Here is a 21,402-nt window from a genome sequence, read left to right as displayed (position 1 = left end):
TTAGAATGGCTGCATTCTAATACTTGGGTCAGCAGTTTGCAGCTTCCCCTCTCCGACAAAATCATCCGATGTTTAGTTTTTTCAAAAGAAAACCCAAAGAAGAACCGGTAGTAACGCCAGAAGTCGTTGCTACGCCTGCTTCTGCGGCAATACCGACTACGCCTGCCGAGCTGCCGCAGACAATTGCCGAACCAGCAATACAACCGCTCGCTGCGGCGGCGCCAGTAACAGCAGCCGTAGAAACGGTATCAGCGCCTGCGCCACAACCTGAACAAAAGCGTTCATGGCTGAGCCGTCTGAAAGCTGGTCTGGCCAAAACCTCATCGAATCTGACCACGCTGTTTATCGGCGCGCGTATTGATGATGAGCTATACGACGAACTCGAAGCGGCTTTATTGACATCCGACGCGGGCGTCGAAGCGACGCTGTTTTTGCTCGATACGCTGAAAAAGAAAGTCAAAGAAGAAAAATTAACCGAAGCAGAACAAGTCAAAACAGCGCTCAAAGCGTTGTTGCTGGAATTGCTCACACCTTTGCAAAAGCCGCTGGAACTGGGTCGTCATCAACCGCTGGTCATGATGATTGCCGGCGTTAACGGCGCAGGAAAAACCACCACCATAGGCAAACTCGCGAAGCACATGCAGGTTCACCATCAGTCCGTGTTGCTGGCGGCTGGCGATACTTTCCGTGCTGCAGCGCGCGAGCAATTATCGATCTGGGGCGAGCGCAATGATGTGACGGTGATTTCGCAGGAATCCGGCGATCCGGCAGCGGTGGCGTTTGACGCTGTTGCCTCCGCGCGCGCGCGCGGCACCGATGTGGTGATGGTTGATACCGCAGGGCGTTTGCCGACTCAATTGCATCTGATGGAAGAACTGAAAAAGATCAAACGTGTGATTGCCAAAGGCATGGAAGGCGCACCGCAGGAAGTGTTGCTGATCATTGATGGCAACACCGGACAAAACGCGCTGGCACAAGTCAGGGCGTTTGACGATGCATTGCAACTGACCGGTTTGATCATCACCAAATTAGATGGCACAGCAAAAGGCGGCGTTCTGGCTGCAATTGCGAAGACACGCCCGATACCAGTCTATTTCATTGGCATCGGTGAGCAGATCGAGGATCTGCAACCATTCAACGCGCAGGAATTCGTCGACGCCTTGTTTAATTAAAATCACAGACAGTCAGTGCAACGATCATGATCGAATTCGATAACGTCACTAAACAATATTCGCGTGATGCCTACGCTTTGCGCGATATCTCTCTGACCATCCAGGATGGAGAACTCATTTTTCTGGCGGGCCCCTCTGGTGCCGGAAAATCGACTTTATTAAAAATGATCGCAGGCATAGAAAAGCCGACCAGCGGCCATGTCATCGTTAATGGTCAGGATGTCAGCAAACTCAAAACCGGCAGCCTGCCGTATTTGCGCCGCAAGCTCGGATTAATTTTGCAGGATCAGAAATTACTGACCGACCGCAGCGTTCTCGACAACGTCATGCTGCCACTGATTGTGACCGGCGCTACTTCGGGTGAAGCAGAATCACGTGCCTGCGTCGCACTGGAAAAAGTCGGATTGCTGGATAAAGCCAATGCCTTGCCGCTGGAGCTTTCCGGTGGTGAACAGCAGCGTGTTGCGATTGCGCGCGCCATCGTGAATCGCCCCAAAATTATTCTGGCTGACGAACCTACCGCTTTTCTGGACAGAGACAATGCGAACAAAGTGCTGAGCGCATTGAAAGCATTCCAGAGCGCCGGCGTCACTTGCATCATATCCAGTCACGATGAGCAATTCCTGGATCAGGCCGACCGCGTGATCTATCTGAGCAATGGACAAATCTCGGATTCATGGACAACAGGCGCTGCCGCCTGACTTCCGTCTGCTATTACGCCTTCAAGGAAATCCCTATGACCATCTGGTTTCGTGAACATCTGTTTGCACTGAAAAGCGCATTCACCCACTTGCGCGCCGGCACCGGAAATTTCATCTTCAATGTGCTGGTGGTCGCCATCGCGCTGGCGCTGCCGATTGCCGGACTCACGCTGATTGAAAATATCCGCCCTATCTCTTCACAGTTATCGATAGAACCGGAAATCAGTATTTTTCTGACGACCGACACCGCGCGTGAAAATGCAACTGCATTGTCAGTACCTATCAAGCGCCTGCTGAAAGACAGCAACATCAGCGGCAAACTGAGCTTTACGCCGAAAGAAAAAGCACTGGCGGCGATGCAGGATGCATCGAGTCTGGCAGAAGTGCTATCAACACTGGGCGGCAATCCCCTGCCGGATGCTTACGTGCTTTCGCTATCGAATAATGATGCAGCAAAACTCGATAAACTGGTCGAACAACTGCAGGCCTTGCCCGATGTTGAAGTGGTTCAGGTTGACTCAGCCTGGGTCAAGCGACTGGCGGCTCTTGTGCAGATATTGCAGATAGGTTTGCTGTTTCTGGCAACGACACTGGGCGTAGTCGTAATTGTGGTCGTGTTTAATGCGACCCGTCTGCAAGTCATTTCGCATCAGGCTGAGATTTCCGTTACCCGTTTATTAGGTGCGACCAACAGCTTCATTCATCGCCCCTACTATTACACTGGCGCGCTGCTGGGGCTGCTGGCGGGAAGCCTGGCGCTGGCCGCCATTGCTGCCTCTCTGCAGCCACTGAATCAGGCCATTGCGGAATTTGCCAAACTGTATGCCTCCGAATTCCGGCTGGTACCGCTGGGCATATTACCCAGCCTGATGTTGCTGGGTGTCAGCATGTTACTGGGGTTGGCTGGCGCTTATCTGTCCGTCCGCCGTCAACTGGCGCGAACAAACTGATACATAATGATTTGCAACTTTCCCAAAAATCGCTGCTCTAACCGCCTGGTTAAAGCAGAGTAAGAAAGCTGATTCCAGAAATTTCTGCTGGGTTACCAGTGGCGACCACTGGCAACAATACTCGGCGAGGGTCTGGAATACCCGCTTTTACCTCTGACCTCATCTTGATGAAATCATCATTTTCACGAGAATTAGCACTCTTCTCAAGAGAGTGCTAATATTAGGAAATAGTACGTTTGTTCAGAGTTATTTTTTTGCTCGGACTGCAGTAATTGAGAGGAACAACACAATGACTTCAAGACAACTTATTCCAGCATCAGACAGCACAGCGCTGGCGCTCGGCTTTACAGGTACGCTGGGCAATATTGACGCTTATATTTCTGCGGTCAATCGCCTGCCTATGCTGACGCATGAAGAAGAAATCGATCTGGCGACCCGCCTGCGTGACAATAATGACCTGTCCGCTGCGCAACAGATGGTGATGTCGCATCTGCGTCTGGTTGTATCCATTGCCCGTGGTTACCTCGGCTATGGCTTGCCACACGCCGATCTGATCCAGGAAGGCAATATCGGCCTGATGAAGGCGGTTAAACGCTTTGACCCTGATCAGGGCGTACGTCTGGTGTCATACGCGATGCACTGGATTAAAGCCGAAATGCATGAGTACATTTTGAAAAACTGGCGTTTAGTCAAAGTTGCGACGACCAAAGCGCAACGCAAACTGTTTTTCAATCTGCGCAGCCACAAAGAAGGTCTGGAAACCATGTCGCCTAAGCAAATTGATGCGCTGGCGAAGACCCTCGATGTGAAACGCGAAGAAGTGATCGAAATGGAAATGCGTCTGTCTGGTCGCGATATCGCGCTGGATGCACCGACTGATGATGATGACGATAAATTCGCACCGATCGCTTATCTGAAAACAGAATCAGAAGAGCCTACGCAGGTACTGGAATCACGCCAATACGATCGTTTGCAAAGCGAAGGGCTGGAATCGGCGTTATCAAAACTGGATGCGCGTTCACGTCACATTATCGAATCGCGCTGGTTGAAAAATGACGATGGCTCTGGTGCGACGCTGCACGAACTGGCAGATGAATACGGTGTTTCAGCCGAACGCATTCGTCAGATTGAAAGTGCGGCGCTGAAAAAAATGAAAGGTGCGCTGGTCAGCTTTTCCTGATCACACCGCACATGAAAAAAGGCACTCTGCGGAGTGCCTTTTTTTATTGTTTATTCCCTGAAAATCGATAAAAAGGGGGAGTATCTGTGATTTTGCACCTGATCTCCTTGAAAACAATGGGGGTTTAAATATACTCCCCCCAGTATATTTAAGGCTCAGCAGGCCGTTTTATATGCCCGCGCCAGCCTGTTCAGCAAAATTACTTCAGTAACAGCTTTAAATCGTGAACGATAGGTTCCGCACCTTGTCCATGGCGCAGGAATAAACGGATGCGGCCTTCGGTGTCAAAGACATAGCTGCCCGCCGTGTGATCCATGGTGTAACTGGTCGGCGTTTTTCCGTCCACTTTCTGGTAATACACTTTGAAGTCTTTTGCCACTTTTGCCGTCGCGGCGGCATCGCCATACAAACCGAGGAAGCGCGGGTCAAAGTTCGGCACATACGCCGCCATCAACGTCTGCGTATCGCGTTCTGGGTCTATCGTGACGAACAAGACCTGCACCTTATCTGCCTGTGGCCCCATTTTCTGCATCACATTCGCCATTTCCACCATCGTGGTCGGGCAGACATCAGGACATTGGGTGTAACCAAAGAACATGACCACCAGCTTGCCACGAAAATCCTTCAGCGTACGGGCTTTGCCATTGTGATCGGTGAGGGCAAAATCCTGCGCATAATCGAGCCCGGTGAGGTCGGTATTATTGAATTTTTCTCCGGGTTTGCCGCAAGCCGCCAGCCCTGCGATCAGAATGCAGGCGAATAATTTTTTGAGTAAGTTCATAGTCGTATGTAATGATCAACCAGCAGCGCCGCAAACAGCAGCGACAGATAAATGATCGAATAAGCGAATGTTTTACGGGCGAGAATATCATTGTAATTGCGATAAATCCGCCATGCGTACCAGAGGAAAATCGCCCCGAGAATGACAGCACTGACAAGATAAATCAGGCCGCTCATCTGCACGGCATACGGCAGCATCGTTGTGGCAAACAAGGCGATGGTATATAGCCAGATATGAAAACGGGTAAATTCGGGGCCATGCGTAATCGGCAGCATAGGCAGACCTGAGCGCGCGTAGTCATCGCGCCGGTACATCGCCAGCGCCCAGAAATGCGGCGGCGTCCAGACAAAAATAATCATCACCAGCAACCACGCTTGCATAGGAACATCGTTTGCTACCGCGGCCCAGCCGAGTGCCGGAGGCATCGCGCCAGACAAACCGCCAATCACAATATTCTGCGGCGTCGCTGGCTTCAGAATAATGGTGTACACCACGGCATAACCGACAAAGGTGGTAAAGGTGAGCCACATCGTCAGCGGATTCACCAGCGTGTAGAGCACCCACATACCAGCGCCACCGATCACGCCTGAAAACAATAAGGTCTGGGATGCACTGATTTCACCGGCGGCTGTGGCGCGCCTTGCGGTACGCGCCATACGCGAATCGATCTCGCGCTCGACCAGGCAATTCACCGCAAAAGCGGCACCCGCCAACAGCCAGATGCCTATGGTTGCGGCGACCACGACACGCCAGTCGGGTAAATCGGGCGTGGCCAGAAACATGCCGATGACGGCACAAAACACCGCCAGTTGCGTCACGCGCGGTTTGGTCAGCGCCCAGTATTGAGCAAAACGGTTGGAGGTCAGGCTTATTGTCGTCATATCAATCAGTGTGTGGCAATCAGTTTCGTCTGCCTGACCCGGTAGTTTAACATGGTCAGCAATAACACTAAGGTAGCCGCCCCACCGTTATGCAATACCGCCAGCAATAAGGGCCAGGAAAAAAAGACAGTCGAAACCCCGATCAGGAATTGCGCTGCAATCGCCAGCATGAGTTGGCGACCCAGACGTTCGAATCCGGGTAAGTGCATGGCGCGCCACGCAACCACGGCAACCACAACCGCGACCAGCAGGGCGAAATTGCGGTGTACCCAATGAATGGCAACCAAGGCCGTAAATGGTAAATAATCGCCGCTCACGGTCTGCCCCAGTTGCCGCCACAAACTGAATCCGTGTTCAAAATCCATTGTCGGTACCACCGCACCGTTACACAATGGATAATCTTGGCAAGCCAATGCTGCATAGTTGGTACTAACCCAGCCACCCAATGCAATTTGTATGAAGAGTAAGACTAAGGCAATAGTCGCAGGCCAGCGCAAGCCGGATACCTGCGCCGTCTGAATGACATGCGCCTGACTATGCTGCTCGAGCGATGCCGATAGTAGCGCCAGCAAGCCCATCCCCAGTAGCAGATGCGTAGTCACGATCACGGGTTGCAGTTTGAGTGTGACGGTCCAAGCACCGAATGCGCCCTGAAGACAAACAAATGCCAACAAAAAGCTGGCCAGCCACGGCGAGATGCCTGTGGCATGGCGTCGTCGCCACGCGAGAACAACCTGAGCGATGATCAGTACGCCGACACTCATCGCCAGATAACGGTGAATCATTTCTATCCAGGCTTTTTGCAGTGTCACCGGGCCATGCGGCATCGCCGCCTCTGCCGCACGGATATCGGCGTGTGATTGCAAAGGATTCGCCTGACCGTAGCAACCGGGCCAGTCAGGGCAGCCGAGGCCGGAATCGGTCAAACGGGTGAAAGCACCGAACATGATCAGTTCAAACGTGAGTGCCACGGTAACCGCAATCAGCTTGCGGTGTTTGTCGGTGTCCCGCGACCAAAGTACGACAGACAAGGGCAAAACGGCGACACACAAAGCTATCAGAGCGAGTTGTAAAAACATGCATCACCCTATCGCAGATGCACGCAACAGCTTGCTGATATCTTTTTTGATCTTATTCGGATCGGCATTTTTCGGGAAACGCATCATCAGGTTACCCAATGGGTCGATCATATAAATGTGCTCGCTGATCTGGCTTCCATCTTCTGTCGGCAACCATTTTCTGAGCGCGTCTGCATCAGCTTTCAGCACATGCATGCCATCGTATTCACGCAGTAACAAGGTATCAACAGCTTGTTCATCAACGACAGCCCAGACCCGTTCGATTCTGTCCATTTCCTTGCCCTGCGCAAGCCTCAGTTGGCGCAAGTCATACAGCTTTTTCTGACATGCGGAATCGCAGGAACCGCTGCTGATCGTCAGCATGATCCATTTACCGCGATACGCCATCAAGCCATTCTGTTTATCCGCATTGTTTGTATCGTTGGCATCGCTCGCACCCAGCAAGCGCGCATGTAACTCTGGCATGGGGTACAGGCGCGGATCGAGTATCGTGCCGTAATTGGTTCGGCCTTCCGGCTTAATCACGTAGTAAGCGAGATAAGACGCTATCATCGGTGCGGCACAAACGGCCAGCACGATAAATAATTTCCAGCGTCCTTTAATTTTTTGATTCTGCGTTTTTTCCACGACGTATTCCTGTCACTACAAAAAAAATCCCTGCCATTAATGACAAGGCATACCACTGAAATGCATATCCTTTGTGTTTATCGATCCCCAGCGAAGGCGCTGGCCAATCGCGTTGCAGATGGTCTTCAGTTGACGACGTCTGCTCGACGATCAAAGGGTAAAACTGTAACCCGGTTTCAGCCGCGAGGCTGGTGATCTCCAGATTTTGTAAAATCGCACCGGGCTTATACGGCTCAGGCTGTCCCAGTTGCATGACACGATCAAGATGCTCTTTGACAATGCCTTGAATTTCTGTCGTACCTGAAGGTGTGAACAAGCGCGGCAACACGGTTCTGTCCTGCGGGTTTCGGGCTTGCCAACCACGTGCAACCAAAATATGGCGGCGACTACCCTCAAGCTTAAATGGCATCAATACATACAGTCCCGCCCGGCCTTGCATGGGGCGATTATCCAGATACATAGGCCAGGTATCGAGAAACTGGCCACGCAACATCACCTTACTGAAAGGCTGTAATTGATCTTCCGGTGTGTCGCTGCGCCATTGCGTAGCAGGGCTGTGCATGCGTTCCGCCATCTTTGCGGCAATCGCTTCTTTTTCCGCAGCCCGCCGGCTTTGCCACATGCCCAAATTCAGCCCCACGACAACGACAGCAATGGTCGCGAGGAAAGGTAATAGTCTGAAACGGAAAGAAATAGGCATGAAAAGCATTACAATAAGAAATCGGTCAACCCAGCATAACGCTTAGTCAAAGAGTCAGTATGAAAATTCTCGTCGCCATTGCTTTTTTTCTCATCATCTTCAGCATGGGATCGGCATTAGTTTATCTGATGAAGGACAAAGGGCGCAGTAACCGTACTGTCAAAGCACTCGCTTTCCGTGTCAGCTTTTCCATCAGCTTGTTTATCCTGATATTACTGGCCAATCATTTCGGGCTGATTCAGCCTACCGGCATCAGATAAGTCACCAACATCTTTAGCGATAATAAAAAGCCGCAACACATGTGCGGCTTTTTTATTTGAAAATGAATCAGCTCAGTCTGTTATGCGGATCACAGCCAGTAGACAACGACATACAAGCCCAGCCAGACCACGTCAACAAAGTGCCAGTACCACGCTGCGCCTTCAAAAGCGAAATGCTGTTCTGGTGTGAAATGCCCCTTCAGAACACGGTACAGCACCACCGACAACATGATCGCTCCCATCGTCACATGGAAACCGTGGAAGCCGGTCAGCATAAAGAAAGTCGAACCGTAAATGCCGGAGGTCAGTTTCAGGTTCAGTTCGCTGTAAGCATGCATGTATTCATAGACCTGAAAGCCCATGAAAACAGCGCCCAGCAAGACGGTTGCTGCCAGCCAGAAAGCCGTGGTGCCACGGTGGCCGGCACGCAAGGCATGATGCGAGATTGTCAGTGTGACGCCGGATGTCAGCAGCAACGCGGTATTAATCGTCGGGATAGGAAATGGTCCCATCGTTTTAAACGCTTCAACCGTGCCGGCGGGGCCAGCATTACCCCACTGCGCTGAAAAATCCGGCCATAATACTTTGTGATCCAGATCGGCCAGCCATGGCATGGAAATACTGCGGGCATAAAACAATGCGCCGAAAAAAGCAGCAAAGAACATGACTTCGGAAAAAATGAACCAGCTCATGCTCCAGCGGTAAGAGACATCAATCCGGGCGCTGTATTTGCCGCTTTCCGATTCGGCAATCGCATCGCCAAACCAGTTATACAACACCACCAGTGTCAGAAAAATACCTGCAAAGTTGACATAAGAGCCCCAGCTCACTGCATTCACCCAGGCAGAGGCGCCTATCATGGTCAGCAACAAGGAGGCTCCCGCCAGCACCGGCCACTTTGACGGTCCAGGCACGAAGTAATAAGGGGCTTTCGCGTTTGAAGTACTCATTTCCATCTCCCGATACATTTGAATGTACTACTCGAATTATTATTTTGCGACGACAGACTTGACGACCAGCACCAGCACAAAAATGAAGATCAGGGCGCCGATGATGCCCGCAATGATCACGTGCACCGGATTCAGATGCGCGGCGTCCTGCTCGTAATCATTTTTCTTACGGATCCCCAGAAATGACCAGAACACCGCTTTCATCGTCGCCAGAAACGATACCTTACGTTGCGTCGCCTGCTTCAGATCACTCATGTTTTTCCTTGTGTGCCAGAACTTGCTACCTTGCTCTTACCACCAACTTCAAAAAACGTATATGACAAGGTGATGGTTTTCACGTCTTTTGGCAACGCAGGGTCAATGTAAAACACCACTGGCATTTGCCGTGCCTCGTTCGCATTCAGCGTCTGCTGTTGAAAACAAAAACACTCCATCTTTTTGAAGTAATTACTTGCCTGCTGCGGTGCGTAGCTCGGTATCGCCTGCGCATCCATCTTGTAAGACTGTTTGTTCACTACCTCATAAACAACTTGCGCCATTTCACCGGGATGAACCTTGATGCTGGAAACCGTAGGGCGGAAACGCCATGGCCCTTGCGTGTTCGCATCAAACTCAACAGTAATTTCACGCGTTTTGTCGATTTGAGAATTGCTGACTTCCTTTAACGAAATATCTTTTGGCGTCAGGATATTCACACCAGTCAACTCACAAATCTGTTTGTAAATCGGTACCAACGCATAGCCAAAACCAAACATCATGACCGCGATCAACAGCAGCTTGCCAAACATTCTGGCATTCAGCTGATGAGCTTCAGTCTTCGAGTTTTCGTCTGATCCGGACATCAGGTATTCCGCTTCACCGCAATAAGCCCTGTTTGACAAACACGCCGATAAAAAATATCAGTGCGACAGAAAGCAGGATTAATGCAGTGCGTAAGTTGTTAGGTTTGTTGTCGTTTTTCATTTTTATTCAGAGGTAGCGGAAAATTATCCGGCACCTCTGCCTTTATTCATTATTTAACGACAGGAGGCTCTTCGAAGGTGTGGAACGGTGCTGGACTTGGTACTGTCCACTCCAGCCCTTCTGCGCCTTCCCATGGTTTTGCTGGTGCAGCTTTTCCACCTCTGATCGAAGGAATCACGACCGCCAGTATGAAATACACCTGCATCAGACCGAAACCAAACGCACCGACCGAAGCGACCGTATTCCAGTCAGTAAATTGCGCCGGATAATCAGCATAACGACGTGGCATCCCGGCCAGCCCCAGGAAATGCATAGGGAAGAAAGTGATGTTAAAGGTGATCAGCGACAGCCAGAAATGAATCTGACCGCGGGTTTCGTTGTACATGAAGCCTGTCCATTTCGGGCTCCAGTAGTAGTAACCCGCGAACAAGGCAAACAGCGAACCGGCGACCAGCACATAATGGAAATGCGCGACCACGTAGTAAGTATCCTGCAACTGAATATCAATCGGCGTTACCGCCAGTATCAGACCGGTGAAACCGCCGATGGTAAAGACGAAAATGAAACCAACGGCGAACAGCATCGGTGTTTCAAATGTCATCGAGCCCTTCCACATCGTGGCCACCCAGTTAAATACTTTCACACCGGTAGGAACCGAGATCAGCATGGTGGCATACATGAAGAACAACTGCGCCGTCACTGGCATACCGGTTGTAAACATGTGATGCGCCCAGACGATGAACGACAGAATCGCGATGGATGCAGTTGCATACACCATCGATGCATAGCCGAACAAAGGCTTGCGCGCAAACGCAGGCACGATCTGGGAAATGATACCGAACGCTGGCAGAATCATGATGTACACCTCTGGATGTCCGAAGAACCAGAAAATGTGTTGATACATCACAGGATCACCGCCACCGGCCGCGTTGAAGAAGGACGTGCCGAAATGACGGTCAGTCAGCGTCATGGTGATCGCACCAGCCAGAACCGGCATCACCGCGATCAGCAGGTAAGCAGTAATTAACCAGGTCCAGCAGAACATCGGCATTTTCATCAGCGTCATGCCTGGAGCTCGCATGTTCAGAATCGTAGTGATGATGTTGATCGAGCCCATGATGGACGATGCACCCATGATGTGAACTGCGAAAATCGCCATGTCCATACCAGGTCCCATTTGCGTCGACAGCGGTGCATACAACGTCCAGCCTGCTGCAGTTGCACCACCCGGCACCCAGAATGACGACACCAGCAGAATCGCGGCGGGTGGCATCAGCCAGAATGAGAAGTTATTCATTCGCGCAAATGCCATATCGGATGCGCCGATTTGCAGCGGAATCATCCAGTTGGCAAAACCAACGAAGGCCGGCATGATCGCACCGAACACCATGATCAGACCATGCATGGTCGTCAATTGGTTAAAGAATTCCGGTTGCACCAGTTGCAGCCCGGGCTGAAATAACTCAGCACGGATAATCAGGGCGAGAACGCCGCCTGATAACAGCATCGTGAATGCAAACCATAAATACAGACTACCGATATCTTTATGATTGGTGGCAAACAACCAGCGGCGGAAACCATGAGGATGGTCGTGCGCGTGGTCGTGCGAATGATCGTGAGCGTGATCAACAGTTGTGGTGCTCATCTTGTCTCCTGTTTCCGGTACGTTTAGTACGTTTACTTACGCGCAGCCAGAACTTCAGCTGGTTGGACTATATTTTCAGCGGCTTTATTAGACCAGCTGTTACGGGTATAGGTGATGACGGCGGCGATTTCCGTGTCGGACAAAGTGGATTTCCACGATGGCATCGCATTTTTGCCGTTCAACAAAATACCAACCTGACCCGCTTTGGCACCGTTGACAATCAGCGACCCCTCTAATGCAGGGAATGCACCCGGAACACCTTTGCCACTCGCCTGATGGCAGGCAACACAGTTGGCGGCATAGACTTTCTCACCACGCTGTTTCAACTCATCGACCGTCCAGACTTTATTCGGGTCATCCGCTTTGGCGGCCATTTCTTTTTTCTTGGTATCGACCCATTTTTTATAGTCGTCGTCAGAAACCACATTCACAACAATAGGCATAAACGCATGTTCTTTACCGCACAGCTCCACACACTGACCGCGATAGACGCCAATTTTTTCTGCTTTGAACCAGGTATCACGGACGAAGCCGGGAATCGCATCCTGCTTCACACCGAAAGCCGGAATCGTCCAGGAGTGAATCACGTCGTTGGCAGTGGTGATAATGCGTACTTTTTTATTCACGGGGACGACGACCTGATTATCAACTTCAAGCAGATAATTATCACCACGGGCTTCGGTCGGCGCAACGCCGGGAGAGCCAACCTGCGTGCGGGGTGTGGACAAGGTCGATAAGAAAGAAATGCCTTCGCCTTCGCCTTTGAGGTAGTCATAACCCCATTTCCACTGCATACCGGTGGCTTTAATCGTGATGTCAGCGTTCGAGGTATCTTTCATTGCCACGACTGTTTTGGTCGCTGGCAGCGCCATGCCGATCACGATCAGAAAGGGCACCACAGTCCATGCAATTTCGACTGTCGTACTTTCGTGAAAAGAGGCTGCCTTATGGCCGAGAGATTTCCTGTGTTTCAGGATGGAGTAGAACATGACTCCGAAGACGGCAACGAAAATAATCAGACAGATAACCAGCATCAGGTTATGTATCGAGTAAATTTGTTCCGCTATTTGTGTGACAGGTGTTTGTAAATTTAACTGGCGCACTGCCGGACCACCCTGGCTGTCGACCACTGCCCACGCGGGCAGTCCTGCCGCCAGGAGCGAGGCACCCAGCATGAACGACTTTAATCGCTTTCCATGTTTCATGATATCCCCAAAACCCCGTTTAGAATTCTTATGAATTTGTCGTACCAGGACGCGGAATATTGTTACAAAGTGCGTGCTGGCAACTTCTACAACGTCGTGAGTATAAGGTGTAACTTAAAAGGATATCAAGCAGAATACAAACAAGAAATCAATGATCTGGCGCAAATGAAACAACGAATAATAGCGCTTGCTTATCACTTTAAGATGCTTCTTTAATCCAGATCAAACAAAATCAAGGTCGTTTTTTTGGCAAATCGAAGCGGACGATGGATTCGCCTGCAGCCGTTTTCTTATTGACTGGCTTGAAAGCATGCCCGTAAACCACCTCAAAACTCAAGGCAATACGGCCATCGGCAGCGCGTTGCTGCTCCAACGCCTTCAGCATTGCCTGATGAGCGTGTTTTCCGCTCAGACCCGGGCGACGGCTCAGCAGTGGATTGCCGCCAAGCGCACGCACGTCGGCCAGCAATTTTTCTGTGTCCTGATACGTCAGCGTGATTTTTTCCATATCCATCACAGGTGTGGAAAAACCGGCATTCACCAACATGTCGCCGAAATCATGCATATCCACAAACGGCAAGGTATGCGGAAATTCATCAACGTCTGAATAAGCCTGGCGTAATTCTTTCAAAGTATCCGGTCCGAAGCATGAAAACATCAGCAAGCCATCGGTGCGCAAGGCTCTACGCCATTCTGCGAACACCAGATCGGGTTGCGGATGCCAGTGCAACGCCAGATTCGACCAGATCAGATCGAGTGACTGCGATGGCAAAGGCAATTTGGCAAAGTCACCACAAATCAGATTGGCGCCCTGCTCGCCACGCAAGGCGACCGGTGTCCATTTTGCAAACAAACGACCAACCGCACTCATCGCTGCCTGTTCTTGCTCCTGAATTTCTGCCAGCATCGCGGGTGCCGCATCCAGTGCCAGCACTTGCGCTCCCGCATACATGCGTTGAAACTCAGCGACATCGGCACCGGTTCCACAACCGGCATCGAGTATCTGCGCGGGGGTGATCCGCACGAGTTCCAGCTTTTCCCGCATACGCCCGGCAATCTCCCGACGTAAAAAATCAGAACCGGCGACTTTTGCCGGATGGGAAAAAAGCTGACGAACCAGCCTTGTGTCGATAGGTGCACTGAGCATAAGGAAAACGATCTTGGCGTCTGTTTGAGTGAGATAATGCGGGAGTTTACACGCTTGTGATTACGGCCGCTGCATGACGGCACAAACAGATGATGCACTTACGGCAAATATTGCATAAAAGCTGGCAAGCTTCGTTGACACAACTGCTGCCGTGCAGTTGTGCCTTATGTCATGCCCAGAATCCGGATGTCATTTGCGGACAGTGTCTGGACACCTATTTTCCGCGCGACATCTGTCGTTGTGAACAGTGCGGTTTGAGTATGCCGCCGGGTGCCAATACGCCGCGTTGTGGCGACTGCCTGCAAAATCCACCAGCCTTCGACAGCACGATCGTTGCCTGCGATTACGAAGCGCCGCAAGACCGTCTGGTGCTGTCATTAAAATTCGGCCATCATCTGGCACTCGCCCCGGTGTTTGCCGCAATGTTGCGCGATGCCATACTGCGTCAGAGCCACCAGGATTTGCCCGACTTTCTCTGCGTCGTGCCATTAAGCCAAAATCGGCTGACTGAACGTGGATTCAATCAGGCACTGGAAATAGCCAGACCACTGGCGCAACATCTGGGCATCCCCTTGCAGCCACAGGCATTGCACAAAACCAGAGAAACCGCCAAACAAAGCAGTCTGGCGCCCGATGCACGGATGCGCAATGTAAAAAATGCCTTCGTGCCCGATGATCAACTGCTGCAGACCATCAAAGGCAGGCATATAGGTATCGTCGATGACGTCATAACCACTGGCATGACCCTGCACGAAATCGCTACAATGCTGAAACGTTTTGGCGCACGCAAAGTCAGCAACTATGTTTTTGCCCGCACTCCACATCACACTTATTAAGGAAACGCCTTGTTTCACGTCGTCCTCGTAGAACCTGAAATTCCGCCGAATACCGGCAACATCATCCGCTTATGCGCAAACACCGGAGCCCAGCTGCACCTGATAGAACCGCTGGGTTTTCCTCTCGATGACAGTAAGATGAAACGCGCTGGTCTTGATTATCACGACTATGCGACGATGAAAGTGCATAAAAACTGGGAAGCGTTTCTGGCGAGTGAACAACCGGACGCACAAAGAATGTTTGCAATGACCACGCATGGTTCTACGGCATTTTCCAGCGTCGCCTTTCACCCCGGCGATTATTTCGTCTTCGGTGCAGAAACGCGCGGACTTGCGACCGAATTGCGTGAATCTTTTCCTCTCAGTCAGCGCATACGCTTGCCGATGCGACCAGACAATCGCAGCCTGAATCTGTCGAATACCGTGGCTGTCGTCATTTACGAAGCCTGGCGCCAGAACGGCTTTGCCGGTGGCGCCTGACCTTAGAAAAAATGTGTCCGGCATTGCAAAAATACCGGACGCCGATATCAGTTCTGCGCCCGGACTTTCGCCAGCAACTTGCTGGTGGAACGATCATGTTCAAAGTCAATCGCTGCCACCTGACCGCCATACGCCAGCACCGCCTGCCCTTCAGGAATCGCGCTCATGTCGTAATCACCGCCTTTGACATAGATATCCGGATGCGCGCTGAGTACCGCTTCCAACGCGGTATCTTCATCGAAATCCACCACCAGACTGACTGCCTCTAATGCCGCAACCACGGCCATGCGATCAGCACAGGTATTCACCGGGCGGTCATCCCCCTTACCCAAACGTCTGACCGAAGCATCCGTATTCAGTGCCACCACCAGCGACGCGCCGTGTTCTCTGGCCTGTGCGAGATAGGTCACATGACCACGATGCAAAATATCAAAGACGCCATTCGTCATCACCACAGGTTTGGGTAATGCAGCAACCCGTTCGGCCAATGCAGCGCGGGTACAGATTTTTTGTTCAAATGCAGGCATACGGATTCATTCAAAAAATAGCGACGAAAAAATAGCCGCCAGGAAAAGCGGCCATTGTACACGGCGTATTTCTATCATCACGCAGATAGACACGAATGCCGGTTCTGATGTCGATTATGAAGCGGGCGGCGCAAGCGGCGTTTGCGGCAAATCAGTTATTGTCAGCGTCCGCAATTGCCTTACGGATGTCTTCCTTACTCAGCGCTGGCGCAAACTGGCGGATAAAATCATAAGTGTAGGTGCGTAAATACGCACCGCGCCGCACCGCCAGCCGGGTCACATTCGGCGTGAACAAATGATCGGCAGCGATGGTGCGTAAGCCATTGGTACGATTCGTTTCTATCGCCATCGACGCCACGATGCCAACGCCCAATCCAAGCGCGACATATTGTTGAATCACGTCAGAATCCATCGCGGTCAGCACGATGTCGGTGCGCAAACCGGCATCGACAAATGCGGCGTCGATATGGCCACGACCGGTAAAGCCAACGTCATACGTGATCAACGGATAATTTGCCAGATCTTCCAGCGTCAGCGTTTCTTTACGCAACAAAGGATGGCCTTCCGGCACGACGATCACGTGATTCCATTCGTAGCATGGGAACGACACCAGATCCTTGAATTGCGATAAGCCCTCAGTCGCTATGCCGATATCAGCTTTGCCTGACATCACCCATTCGGCGATGTGTTCGGGTGAGCTTTGTTGCAAGGCGATGCGTACTTCCGGAAACGCCTGACGGAATTGCTGCACCACTTTCGGCAACACATAACGCGCCTGTGTATGCGTAGTCGCAATCGCCAGCGTGCCTTTGGTCTGATCCGAATATTCACTGCCGGCCTGATGCAGATTTTCAGCTTCCAGCAGCAAACGTTCTATGATCGGCAGGATGCCTTTTCCAGGCTCGGTCAGGCCGGTCAGACGTTTGCCATTGCGCTCAAAAATATCCACGCCCAGTTCCTCTTCCAGCTCGCGAATCTGGCGGCTGACACCTGGCTGCGAAGTGAATAAAACATTGGCGACTTCGGTCAGATTAAAACCACGTCGGGATGCTTCTCTGATCGAGCGTAATTGTTGAAAGTTCATGGTATATCTCCGGTCAGTTGTTATCGACAAAGACGTGTAAGCGCTTGGGTTTGACCACCAGAGACTCACCGACTTTCAGTTGTAATTGCAGATAACGCTCGCTCGATATCATCGCTTCGACCAGATCGCCGTTATCATCACGCTCCATTTCCAGTTGCGCCAGCGGGCCTATGCTGTGCACGCGCCGCAATTGCACAACCAGCCCCTCGGCACCCGGCGCGTAGCGGTCGATCTCGAATTCATGCGGACGTACATACGCCGTGCCGAAGGCATCTTTGGTGTCTGCATGGCCCGGTGCTTCAAACGGCACGCCACCTGCATCGAGTATGCCTTCATGTACACGACCACGGAACAGATTGACGTTACCCAGAAATCCATACACAAACGGTGTTGCCGGATGCTGATACACCTCGGCAGGCGCACCGACCTGTTCGACCTGACCCTGATTCATCAACACGATCTTGTCGGCGACTTCCAGCGCTTCTTCCTGATCATGCGTGACGAAAATACTGGTCACATGTAATTCATCATGCAGACGACGCAACCAGCGGCGCAGCTCTTTACGCACCTTCGCATCGAGCGCACCGAAAGGCTCATCCAGCAACAGCACGCGCGGCTCTACGGCAAGTGCACGTGCCAGCGCGATACGCTGCCGCTGACCGCCGGACAATTGCGGCGGATAACGGTCGGCCAGCCAGTCCAGCTGCACCAGCTCCAGCAGCTTCGTGACTTTTTCTTTGATCTGCGCTTCCGACGGACGCACGTTTTTTGGCTTTACCCGCAAACCAAATGCGATGTTTTCAAAAATCGTCATGTGTTTGAACAAGGCATAGTGCTGAAACACAAAACCGACCTGACGATCACGCACATGCTGTTGCGACGCGTCCTGACCATCGAGCAAGACCTGGCCGCTGTCGGCAAATTCCAGACCGGCGATGATGCGCAACAAAGTTGTTTTGCCACAGCCGGATGGCCCTAACAAGGCCGTCAGTTCGCCATCGGGAAAATCCAGCGAGACATTATTCAGCGCGGTAAATTGACCGAAACGTTTATTTAATTGATGAACGGCGATACTCATGATTTTCGCTCCAGCTTATTCTTCAGAAATGGGGGCGCGACTCTCATTGGTGCGCCATTCAACGATCGTTTTTAATGCCAGCGTCAGCAAGGCCAGCAAGGTCAGCAATGAGGCCACCGCAAACGCCGCCACGAAGTTGTATTCGTTATATAAAATTTCGACTTGCAAAGGCATGGTGTTGGTCTCGCCGCGAATGTGGCCGGACACCACTGATACCGCGCCGAATTCGCCCATCGCCCGCGCATTACACAGGATCACGCCATACAGCAAACCCCATTTGATGTTCGGCAAAGTCACATGCCAGAAGGTTTGCCAGCCTGATGCGCCCAGCACCAGCGCGGCTTCTTCTTCCTCACTGCCTTGTTCCTGCATCAACGGAATCAGCTCACGCGCGACAAACGGAAAAGTCACAAAAATCGTCGCCAGTACGATGCCGGGAACTGCGAACAGAATCTTGATATCGTGATCGCGCAACCATTCGCCAAACCAGCCCTGCGCACCGAACAGCAACACATACACCAGACCCGAAATCACCGGCGACACGGAAAATGGTAAATCGATCAGCGTCAGTAAAACGCTCTTGCCGCGGAACTCAAATTTCGCAATCGTCCAGGCGGCGGCAACACCGAAAATCAGGTTCAGCGGCACCGCAATGCCCGCCGCAATCAGCGTTAATTTAATCGCCGACAAAGCATCCGGTTCGACGATGGCTTCCAGATACACCTGCCAGCCTTTTTTCAAGGCTTCGGCAAACACCGCCGCCAGCGGCACAAATAAAAACAGAGTCAGAAACGCGAATGCGATCAGTGTCAGCGTGACGCGTATCCACAAAGGTTCCAGCGTCGCTGCCGGAGTGATCGCGGGTTCAGCACGACGTTGGTTTGCTACCGGTAAGGCTGATGAAATAGTGGCGGTGCTCATTATTCTTTTCCTCCTTGCCGGCTGCGTGTCCATGCCTGCAAAGCATTAATCGACAACAGCAATACAAACGACAGCAACAACATCACAACGGCGATGGCGGTGGCACCGGCGTAATCGTATTGTTCTAATTTGGTAATCATGAACAGCGGTGTAATTTCTGAAATCATTGGCATATTGCCAGCGATAAAAATCACCGAGCCGTATTCGCCGGTCGCCCGCGCAAACGCGAGCGCAAAGCCCGTCAGCATCGCAGGCAATATCGTCGGGAAAATCACCCGTGCGAATACTTGCCAATGGCTGGCACCCAGACTCAGCGCGGCTTCTTCGAGTTCTTTTTCGGCTTCTTCGAGTATCGGTTGCACCGTGCGCACCACAAAAGGTAAGCCTATGAATGTCAGGGCAATCAGTATTCCTAAAGGCGTGAACGCGACTTTGATGCCGAGCGGCGTCAACAATTTGCCTATCCAGCCATTCGGCGCATACAAGGTCGCCAGCGTGATACCGGCGACTGCTGTCGGCAAGGCAAATGGCAGATCGACCAGTGCATCAATCAGGCGCTTGCCGGGAAATTTATAGCGCACCAATACCCAGGCAACGATGCCGCCAAACAGCACATTGATCAGCGCGGCCAGAAAAGACGCACCGAAAGTCAGGCGATACGATGCCATGACACGATCAGATGTCACGGTTTCCCAGAACGCCTGCCAGGTCATGGTAAAGGTTTTCAGAAAAACCGCAGAAAGCGGGATTAAGACAATCAACGCCAGGTAAAACAAGGTAAATCCCAGCGAAAGATGAAAGCCGGGAAGCACGCGTTTACTGGTCGGTTGACCGCCTGTTGCAATTGCAGCAGATGCCATAGTCAGCCTTTATTACTGATTCAACTAAAGATGGCAAATATTGGCAGGATTTTGATATAAGAAAAACGAATTTTTTGTTATGTCTTTAGATGATAAACACATATAGCCAGGCCGAAGTCAGTCACCAGGGCGACTGCGACGACGGCAGCAACCGAGGCAACCGAAACAATGCGGCTCAGCCCGACAGTTCCGCCCCGGTAGCCACAACGGTCGCGCTTACATGGGATGCGGCCGCTGGCAGCGCCGCTGCTGGTCCGACCAGCGTTGCTTTCGGTAAGTCAAACAAAAAGCCCTGTACCAGATACGGACTGGCCGTGTCGTTCGCCTGTTGCAGCGATAGCAAGCGCGCTTCATTTTCTATGCGCCGGAAAATGATATTGCACTGCGCCTGATCTGCGCGTTGCAGCAAACTGATCTGCGCTGGCGCATGATTGGCGGCGCTGATGTCGATTTTGATCGCGTCAGGCCGTATGCGGTCAAGTAAATCACCCGCTTGTTCCAAGCTGCTGGCATTGACGCCGATGCGAAAGCCATTGCGGCGATAATTTTCGGCGACATGCGTCAGCACCCAGCGCTGGCTCGGCGTGATCAGCGGCAGTTGCAGAATAATCTGTTCATGCGGTATTTCCAGGGTATTGAGTATGCGGCGAAACGCGTTGCCGTGATTGCCTTCCACGGCAGCCAGCAAGCGGCTGTGCACGCTCAGATACAAATCCAGCCCCGGCTCTGGCTGCTGACGATAAAAATTCAGCGTATGCAGCAAGCGGCAGAGACGATCCAGCTCCACCGATTCATCATCATTCGCGACATATTCCAGCAACTTCCAGATATTGAGCCCCTGATCGCCCGGATCATAGCTGCGGGCATAGGCTTCATAAGCAACGATCTGATGATCCACACCCGAGCGTATCGCCTGAAACGCGCTGGTCAGGCTCGCATTGAAATAGCGTCCGCGGGCGCGCCCCTGCTCGTCCAGCCACAGATGGCTGCTGGCCATGGAATGACGCAGGCGGCTCAGATAATTTTGCAATGTCAGATGATGCATATTTCCTCCCTTCAGCGGCCACGCTTTGTTTCGCGCTGCAACGCCTTCAGTAGTAAGTCAGTGCGTGGTCGCTGTGAAGACACGTAGTACGCGCAGTTACAGTTTCGCGATCGAGACTTCGGTTGCCTTCACCAGCGCCACCACGTCGCTGCCGACCACCAGATTCAGATCGCGGATAGAACGCGTCGTGATCACGGAAGTCACGATGCCGGCCGGGGTTTCGACATCGACTTCGGAGACGACATCACCTTCGATAATCGCTTTGATTTTGCCGCGGAACTGGTTACGTACATTAATCGCCTGAATTGTCATTTTTCTTCCTTTGTGATG

At 51.9% G+C, this 21,402-nt stretch carries 26 protein-coding genes; 7 read left to right on the top strand and 19 right to left on the bottom strand.

Features of this window, described 5'->3' with window-relative positions:
- Window positions 1-68: 68 nt before the first annotated feature.
- From ftsY to rpoH, 4 genes are all read left to right on the top strand, one after another.
- A complete protein-coding gene (gene ftsY, locus H8K29_RS11660; protein ID WP_186897729.1) occupies window positions 69-1,172 on the top strand; it encodes a signal recognition particle-docking protein FtsY in 1,104 nt (367 codons plus the stop codon).
- A 26-nt stretch (window positions 1,173-1,198) separates the two neighbouring features.
- Complete coding sequence (locus H8K29_RS11655) at window positions 1,199-1,873, top strand: cell division ATP-binding protein FtsE (RefSeq protein ID WP_186884471.1); 675 nt, start codon at window positions 1,199-1,201, stop codon at window positions 1,871-1,873.
- Window positions 1,874-1,908: 35 nt separating this feature from the next.
- On the top strand, window positions 1,909-2,823 hold the full coding sequence (locus H8K29_RS11650) for an ABC transporter permease (RefSeq protein ID WP_186884470.1): 915 nt from the start codon (window positions 1,909-1,911) through the stop codon (window positions 2,821-2,823).
- Window positions 2,824-3,112: 289 nt separating this feature from the next.
- Window positions 3,113-4,003, top strand: a complete 891-nt coding sequence (gene rpoH, locus H8K29_RS11645; protein WP_186884469.1) for an RNA polymerase sigma factor RpoH — start codon at window positions 3,113-3,115, stop codon at window positions 4,001-4,003.
- 199 nt (window positions 4,004-4,202) lie between these two features.
- Here rpoH and H8K29_RS11640 read toward each other — a convergent pair whose 3' ends face one another.
- Genes H8K29_RS11640 through H8K29_RS11620 form a run of 5 tightly spaced genes read right to left on the bottom strand, consistent with a single transcriptional unit; the run spans window position 4,203 to window position 8,071 of the window.
- On the bottom strand, window positions 4,203-4,784 hold the full coding sequence (locus tag H8K29_RS11640; RefSeq protein WP_186897728.1) for an SCO family protein: 582 nt from the start codon (window positions 4,782-4,784) through the stop codon (window positions 4,203-4,205).
- On the bottom strand, window positions 4,781-5,665 hold the full coding sequence (cyoE, locus tag H8K29_RS11635; RefSeq protein WP_186897727.1) for a heme o synthase: 885 nt from the start codon (window positions 5,663-5,665) through the stop codon (window positions 4,781-4,783). Before cyoE ends, H8K29_RS11640 begins: the two co-directional genes overlap by 4 nt.
- A 5-nt stretch (window positions 5,666-5,670) precedes the next feature.
- Window positions 5,671-6,744 (bottom strand): heme A synthase, encoded by a 1,074-nt coding sequence (locus H8K29_RS11630; protein WP_186897726.1) that lies wholly within the window; start codon window positions 6,742-6,744, stop codon window positions 5,671-5,673.
- A 3-nt stretch (window positions 6,745-6,747) separates the two neighbouring features.
- Window positions 6,748-7,296, bottom strand: a complete 549-nt coding sequence (locus H8K29_RS11625) for a cytochrome C oxidase subunit I (protein ID WP_255423363.1) — start codon at window positions 7,294-7,296, stop codon at window positions 6,748-6,750.
- A 46-nt stretch (window positions 7,297-7,342) separates the two neighbouring features.
- Window positions 7,343-8,071 (bottom strand): SURF1 family protein, encoded by a 729-nt coding sequence (locus H8K29_RS11620; protein WP_186897724.1) that lies wholly within the window; start codon window positions 8,069-8,071, stop codon window positions 7,343-7,345.
- Window positions 8,072-8,130: 59 nt separating this feature from the next.
- On the opposite strand from H8K29_RS11620, the gene H8K29_RS11615 reads away from it, so the two are divergent.
- Window positions 8,131-8,331, top strand: coding sequence for a twin transmembrane helix small protein (locus H8K29_RS11615; protein ID WP_186897723.1), 201 nt, complete (start codon window positions 8,131-8,133; stop codon window positions 8,329-8,331).
- Between the two features lie 89 nt (window positions 8,332-8,420).
- Here H8K29_RS11615 and H8K29_RS11610 read toward each other — a convergent pair whose 3' ends face one another.
- The 7 genes from H8K29_RS11610 to H8K29_RS11585 form a co-directional block, all read right to left on the bottom strand.
- A complete protein-coding gene (locus H8K29_RS11610) occupies window positions 8,421-9,281 on the bottom strand; it encodes a cytochrome c oxidase subunit 3 (protein WP_186884462.1) in 861 nt (286 codons plus the stop codon).
- A gap of 39 nt (window positions 9,282-9,320) precedes the next feature.
- Entirely contained in the window at window positions 9,321-9,536 is a 216-nt protein-coding gene (locus H8K29_RS11605) for a DUF2970 domain-containing protein (RefSeq protein WP_186884461.1), read from the bottom strand.
- Window positions 9,533-10,123 carry a cytochrome c oxidase assembly protein gene (locus H8K29_RS11600; protein WP_186897722.1) on the bottom strand — a complete coding sequence of 197 codons (591 nt, stop codon included), beginning with the start codon at window positions 10,121-10,123 and terminating at the stop codon, window positions 9,533-9,535. The genes H8K29_RS11605 and H8K29_RS11600 overlap by 4 nt, the downstream gene beginning before the upstream one ends.
- A 13-nt stretch (window positions 10,124-10,136) precedes the next feature.
- Window positions 10,137-10,244 carry a cytochrome oxidase small assembly protein gene (locus tag H8K29_RS17760; protein ID WP_222610806.1) on the bottom strand — a complete coding sequence of 36 codons (108 nt, stop codon included), beginning with the start codon at window positions 10,242-10,244 and terminating at the stop codon, window positions 10,137-10,139.
- 49 nt (window positions 10,245-10,293) lie between these two features.
- Window positions 10,294-11,889: a cytochrome c oxidase subunit I gene (gene ctaD / locus H8K29_RS11595; RefSeq protein ID WP_186884459.1), complete on the bottom strand. Its 1,596-nt coding sequence runs from the start codon at window positions 11,887-11,889 to the stop codon at window positions 10,294-10,296.
- 32 nt (window positions 11,890-11,921) lie between these two features.
- A complete protein-coding gene (coxB, locus tag H8K29_RS11590; protein ID WP_186897721.1) occupies window positions 11,922-13,094 on the bottom strand; it encodes a cytochrome c oxidase subunit II in 1,173 nt (390 codons plus the stop codon).
- A gap of 232 nt (window positions 13,095-13,326) precedes the next feature.
- Window positions 13,327-14,241 carry a methyltransferase domain-containing protein gene (locus H8K29_RS11585; protein WP_186897720.1) on the bottom strand — a complete coding sequence of 305 codons (915 nt, stop codon included), beginning with the start codon at window positions 14,239-14,241 and terminating at the stop codon, window positions 13,327-13,329.
- Between the two features lie 260 nt (window positions 14,242-14,501).
- Here H8K29_RS11585 and H8K29_RS11580 point away from each other — a divergent pair, with 260 nt between their 5' ends.
- Both H8K29_RS11580 and trmL read left to right on the top strand, forming a co-directional pair.
- Entirely contained in the window at window positions 14,502-15,077 is a 576-nt protein-coding gene (locus H8K29_RS11580) for a ComF family protein (RefSeq protein WP_255423362.1), read from the top strand.
- A 9-nt stretch (window positions 15,078-15,086) separates the two neighbouring features.
- A complete protein-coding gene (trmL, locus tag H8K29_RS11575) occupies window positions 15,087-15,557 on the top strand; it encodes a tRNA (uridine(34)/cytosine(34)/5-carboxymethylaminomethyluridine(34)-2'-O)-methyltransferase TrmL (protein WP_186884456.1) in 471 nt (156 codons plus the stop codon).
- 47 nt (window positions 15,558-15,604) lie between these two features.
- Here trmL and rfaE2 read toward each other — a convergent pair whose 3' ends face one another.
- The 7 genes from rfaE2 to H8K29_RS11540 form a co-directional block, all read right to left on the bottom strand.
- Window positions 15,605-16,084: a D-glycero-beta-D-manno-heptose 1-phosphate adenylyltransferase gene (gene rfaE2 / locus H8K29_RS11570; protein WP_186897718.1), complete on the bottom strand. Its 480-nt coding sequence runs from the start codon at window positions 16,082-16,084 to the stop codon at window positions 15,605-15,607.
- Window positions 16,085-16,235: 151 nt separating this feature from the next.
- Complete coding sequence (locus H8K29_RS11565) at window positions 16,236-17,168, bottom strand: CysB family HTH-type transcriptional regulator (RefSeq protein ID WP_186884454.1); 933 nt, start codon at window positions 17,166-17,168, stop codon at window positions 16,236-16,238.
- A 13-nt stretch (window positions 17,169-17,181) separates the two neighbouring features.
- Entirely contained in the window at window positions 17,182-18,246 is a 1,065-nt protein-coding gene (locus H8K29_RS11560; protein WP_186884453.1) for a sulfate/molybdate ABC transporter ATP-binding protein, read from the bottom strand.
- Window positions 18,247-18,261: 15 nt separating this feature from the next.
- Window positions 18,262-19,167 (bottom strand): sulfate ABC transporter permease subunit CysW, encoded by a 906-nt coding sequence (cysW, locus tag H8K29_RS11555; protein ID WP_186897717.1) that lies wholly within the window; start codon window positions 19,165-19,167, stop codon window positions 18,262-18,264.
- Window positions 19,167-20,027, bottom strand: a complete 861-nt coding sequence (cysT, locus tag H8K29_RS11550) for a sulfate ABC transporter permease subunit CysT (RefSeq protein WP_186897716.1) — start codon at window positions 20,025-20,027, stop codon at window positions 19,167-19,169. The genes cysW and cysT overlap by 1 nt, the downstream gene beginning before the upstream one ends.
- 175 nt (window positions 20,028-20,202) lie before the next feature.
- Window positions 20,203-21,072 carry an EAL domain-containing protein gene (locus tag H8K29_RS11545; protein ID WP_186897715.1) on the bottom strand — a complete coding sequence of 290 codons (870 nt, stop codon included), beginning with the start codon at window positions 21,070-21,072 and terminating at the stop codon, window positions 20,203-20,205.
- Between the two features lie 96 nt (window positions 21,073-21,168).
- A complete protein-coding gene (locus H8K29_RS11540) occupies window positions 21,169-21,384 on the bottom strand; it encodes a molybdopterin-binding protein (RefSeq protein ID WP_186884449.1) in 216 nt (71 codons plus the stop codon).
- Window positions 21,385-21,402: the final 18 nt, after the last annotated feature.

Source organism: Undibacterium sp. CY21W (assembly GCF_014284265.1).
Taxonomy (GTDB): domain Bacteria; phylum Pseudomonadota; class Gammaproteobacteria; order Burkholderiales; family Burkholderiaceae_D; genus Undibacterium; species Undibacterium aquatile.
This window is presented reverse-complemented; position numbering and strand designations above follow the sequence as displayed.

Bases quoted from the DNA above. Each gene is read 5' to 3' on its own strand.
- ftsY (WP_186897729.1), top strand. From the start codon at position 69: ATGTTTAGTTTTTTCAAAAGAAAACCCAAAGAAGAACCGGTAGTAACG.
- H8K29_RS11655 (WP_186884471.1), top strand. From the start codon at position 1,199: ATGATCGAATTCGATAACGTCACTAAACAATATTCGCGTGATGCCTAC.
- H8K29_RS11650 (WP_186884470.1), top strand. From the start codon at position 1,909: ATGACCATCTGGTTTCGTGAACATCTGTTTGCACTGAAAAGCGCATTC.
- rpoH (WP_186884469.1), top strand. From the start codon at position 3,113: ATGACTTCAAGACAACTTATTCCAGCATCAGACAGCACAGCGCTGGCG.
- H8K29_RS11640 (WP_186897728.1), bottom strand. From the start codon at position 4,784: ATGAACTTACTCAAAAAATTATTCGCCTGCATTCTGATCGCAGGGCTG.
- cyoE (WP_186897727.1), bottom strand. From the start codon at position 5,665: ATGACGACAATAAGCCTGACCTCCAACCGTTTTGCTCAATACTGGGCG.
- H8K29_RS11630 (WP_186897726.1), bottom strand. From the start codon at position 6,744: ATGTTTTTACAACTCGCTCTGATAGCTTTGTGTGTCGCCGTTTTGCCC.
- H8K29_RS11625 (WP_255423363.1), bottom strand. From the start codon at position 7,296: ATGATAGCGTCTTATCTCGCTTACTACGTGATTAAGCCGGAAGGCCGA.
- H8K29_RS11620 (WP_186897724.1), bottom strand. From the start codon at position 8,071: ATGCCTATTTCTTTCCGTTTCAGACTATTACCTTTCCTCGCGACCATT.
- H8K29_RS11615 (WP_186897723.1), top strand. From the start codon at position 8,131: ATGAAAATTCTCGTCGCCATTGCTTTTTTTCTCATCATCTTCAGCATG.
- H8K29_RS11610 (WP_186884462.1), bottom strand. From the start codon at position 9,281: ATGAGTACTTCAAACGCGAAAGCCCCTTATTACTTCGTGCCTGGACCG.
- H8K29_RS11605 (WP_186884461.1), bottom strand. From the start codon at position 9,536: ATGAGTGATCTGAAGCAGGCGACGCAACGTAAGGTATCGTTTCTGGCG.
- H8K29_RS11600 (WP_186897722.1), bottom strand. From the start codon at position 10,123: ATGTCCGGATCAGACGAAAACTCGAAGACTGAAGCTCATCAGCTGAAT.
- H8K29_RS17760 (WP_222610806.1), bottom strand. From the start codon at position 10,244: ATGAAAAACGACAACAAACCTAACAACTTACGCACTGCATTAATCCTG.
- ctaD (WP_186884459.1), bottom strand. From the start codon at position 11,889: ATGAGCACCACAACTGTTGATCACGCTCACGATCATTCGCACGACCAC.
- coxB (WP_186897721.1), bottom strand. From the start codon at position 13,094: ATGAAACATGGAAAGCGATTAAAGTCGTTCATGCTGGGTGCCTCGCTC.
- H8K29_RS11585 (WP_186897720.1), bottom strand. From the start codon at position 14,241: ATGCTCAGTGCACCTATCGACACAAGGCTGGTTCGTCAGCTTTTTTCC.
- H8K29_RS11580 (WP_255423362.1), top strand. From the start codon at position 14,502: ATGCCGCCGGGTGCCAATACGCCGCGTTGTGGCGACTGCCTGCAAAAT.
- rfaE2 (WP_186897718.1), bottom strand. From the start codon at position 16,084: ATGCCTGCATTTGAACAAAAAATCTGTACCCGCGCTGCATTGGCCGAA.
- H8K29_RS11565 (WP_186884454.1), bottom strand. From the start codon at position 17,168: ATGAACTTTCAACAATTACGCTCGATCAGAGAAGCATCCCGACGTGGT.
- H8K29_RS11560 (WP_186884453.1), bottom strand. From the start codon at position 18,246: ATGAGTATCGCCGTTCATCAATTAAATAAACGTTTCGGTCAATTTACC.
- cysW (WP_186897717.1), bottom strand. From the start codon at position 19,167: ATGAGCACCGCCACTATTTCATCAGCCTTACCGGTAGCAAACCAACGT.
- cysT (WP_186897716.1), bottom strand. From the start codon at position 20,027: ATGGCATCTGCTGCAATTGCAACAGGCGGTCAACCGACCAGTAAACGC.
- H8K29_RS11545 (WP_186897715.1), bottom strand. From the start codon at position 21,072: ATGCATCATCTGACATTGCAAAATTATCTGAGCCGCCTGCGTCATTCC.
- H8K29_RS11540 (WP_186884449.1), bottom strand. From the start codon at position 21,384: ATGACAATTCAGGCGATTAATGTACGTAACCAGTTCCGCGGCAAAATC.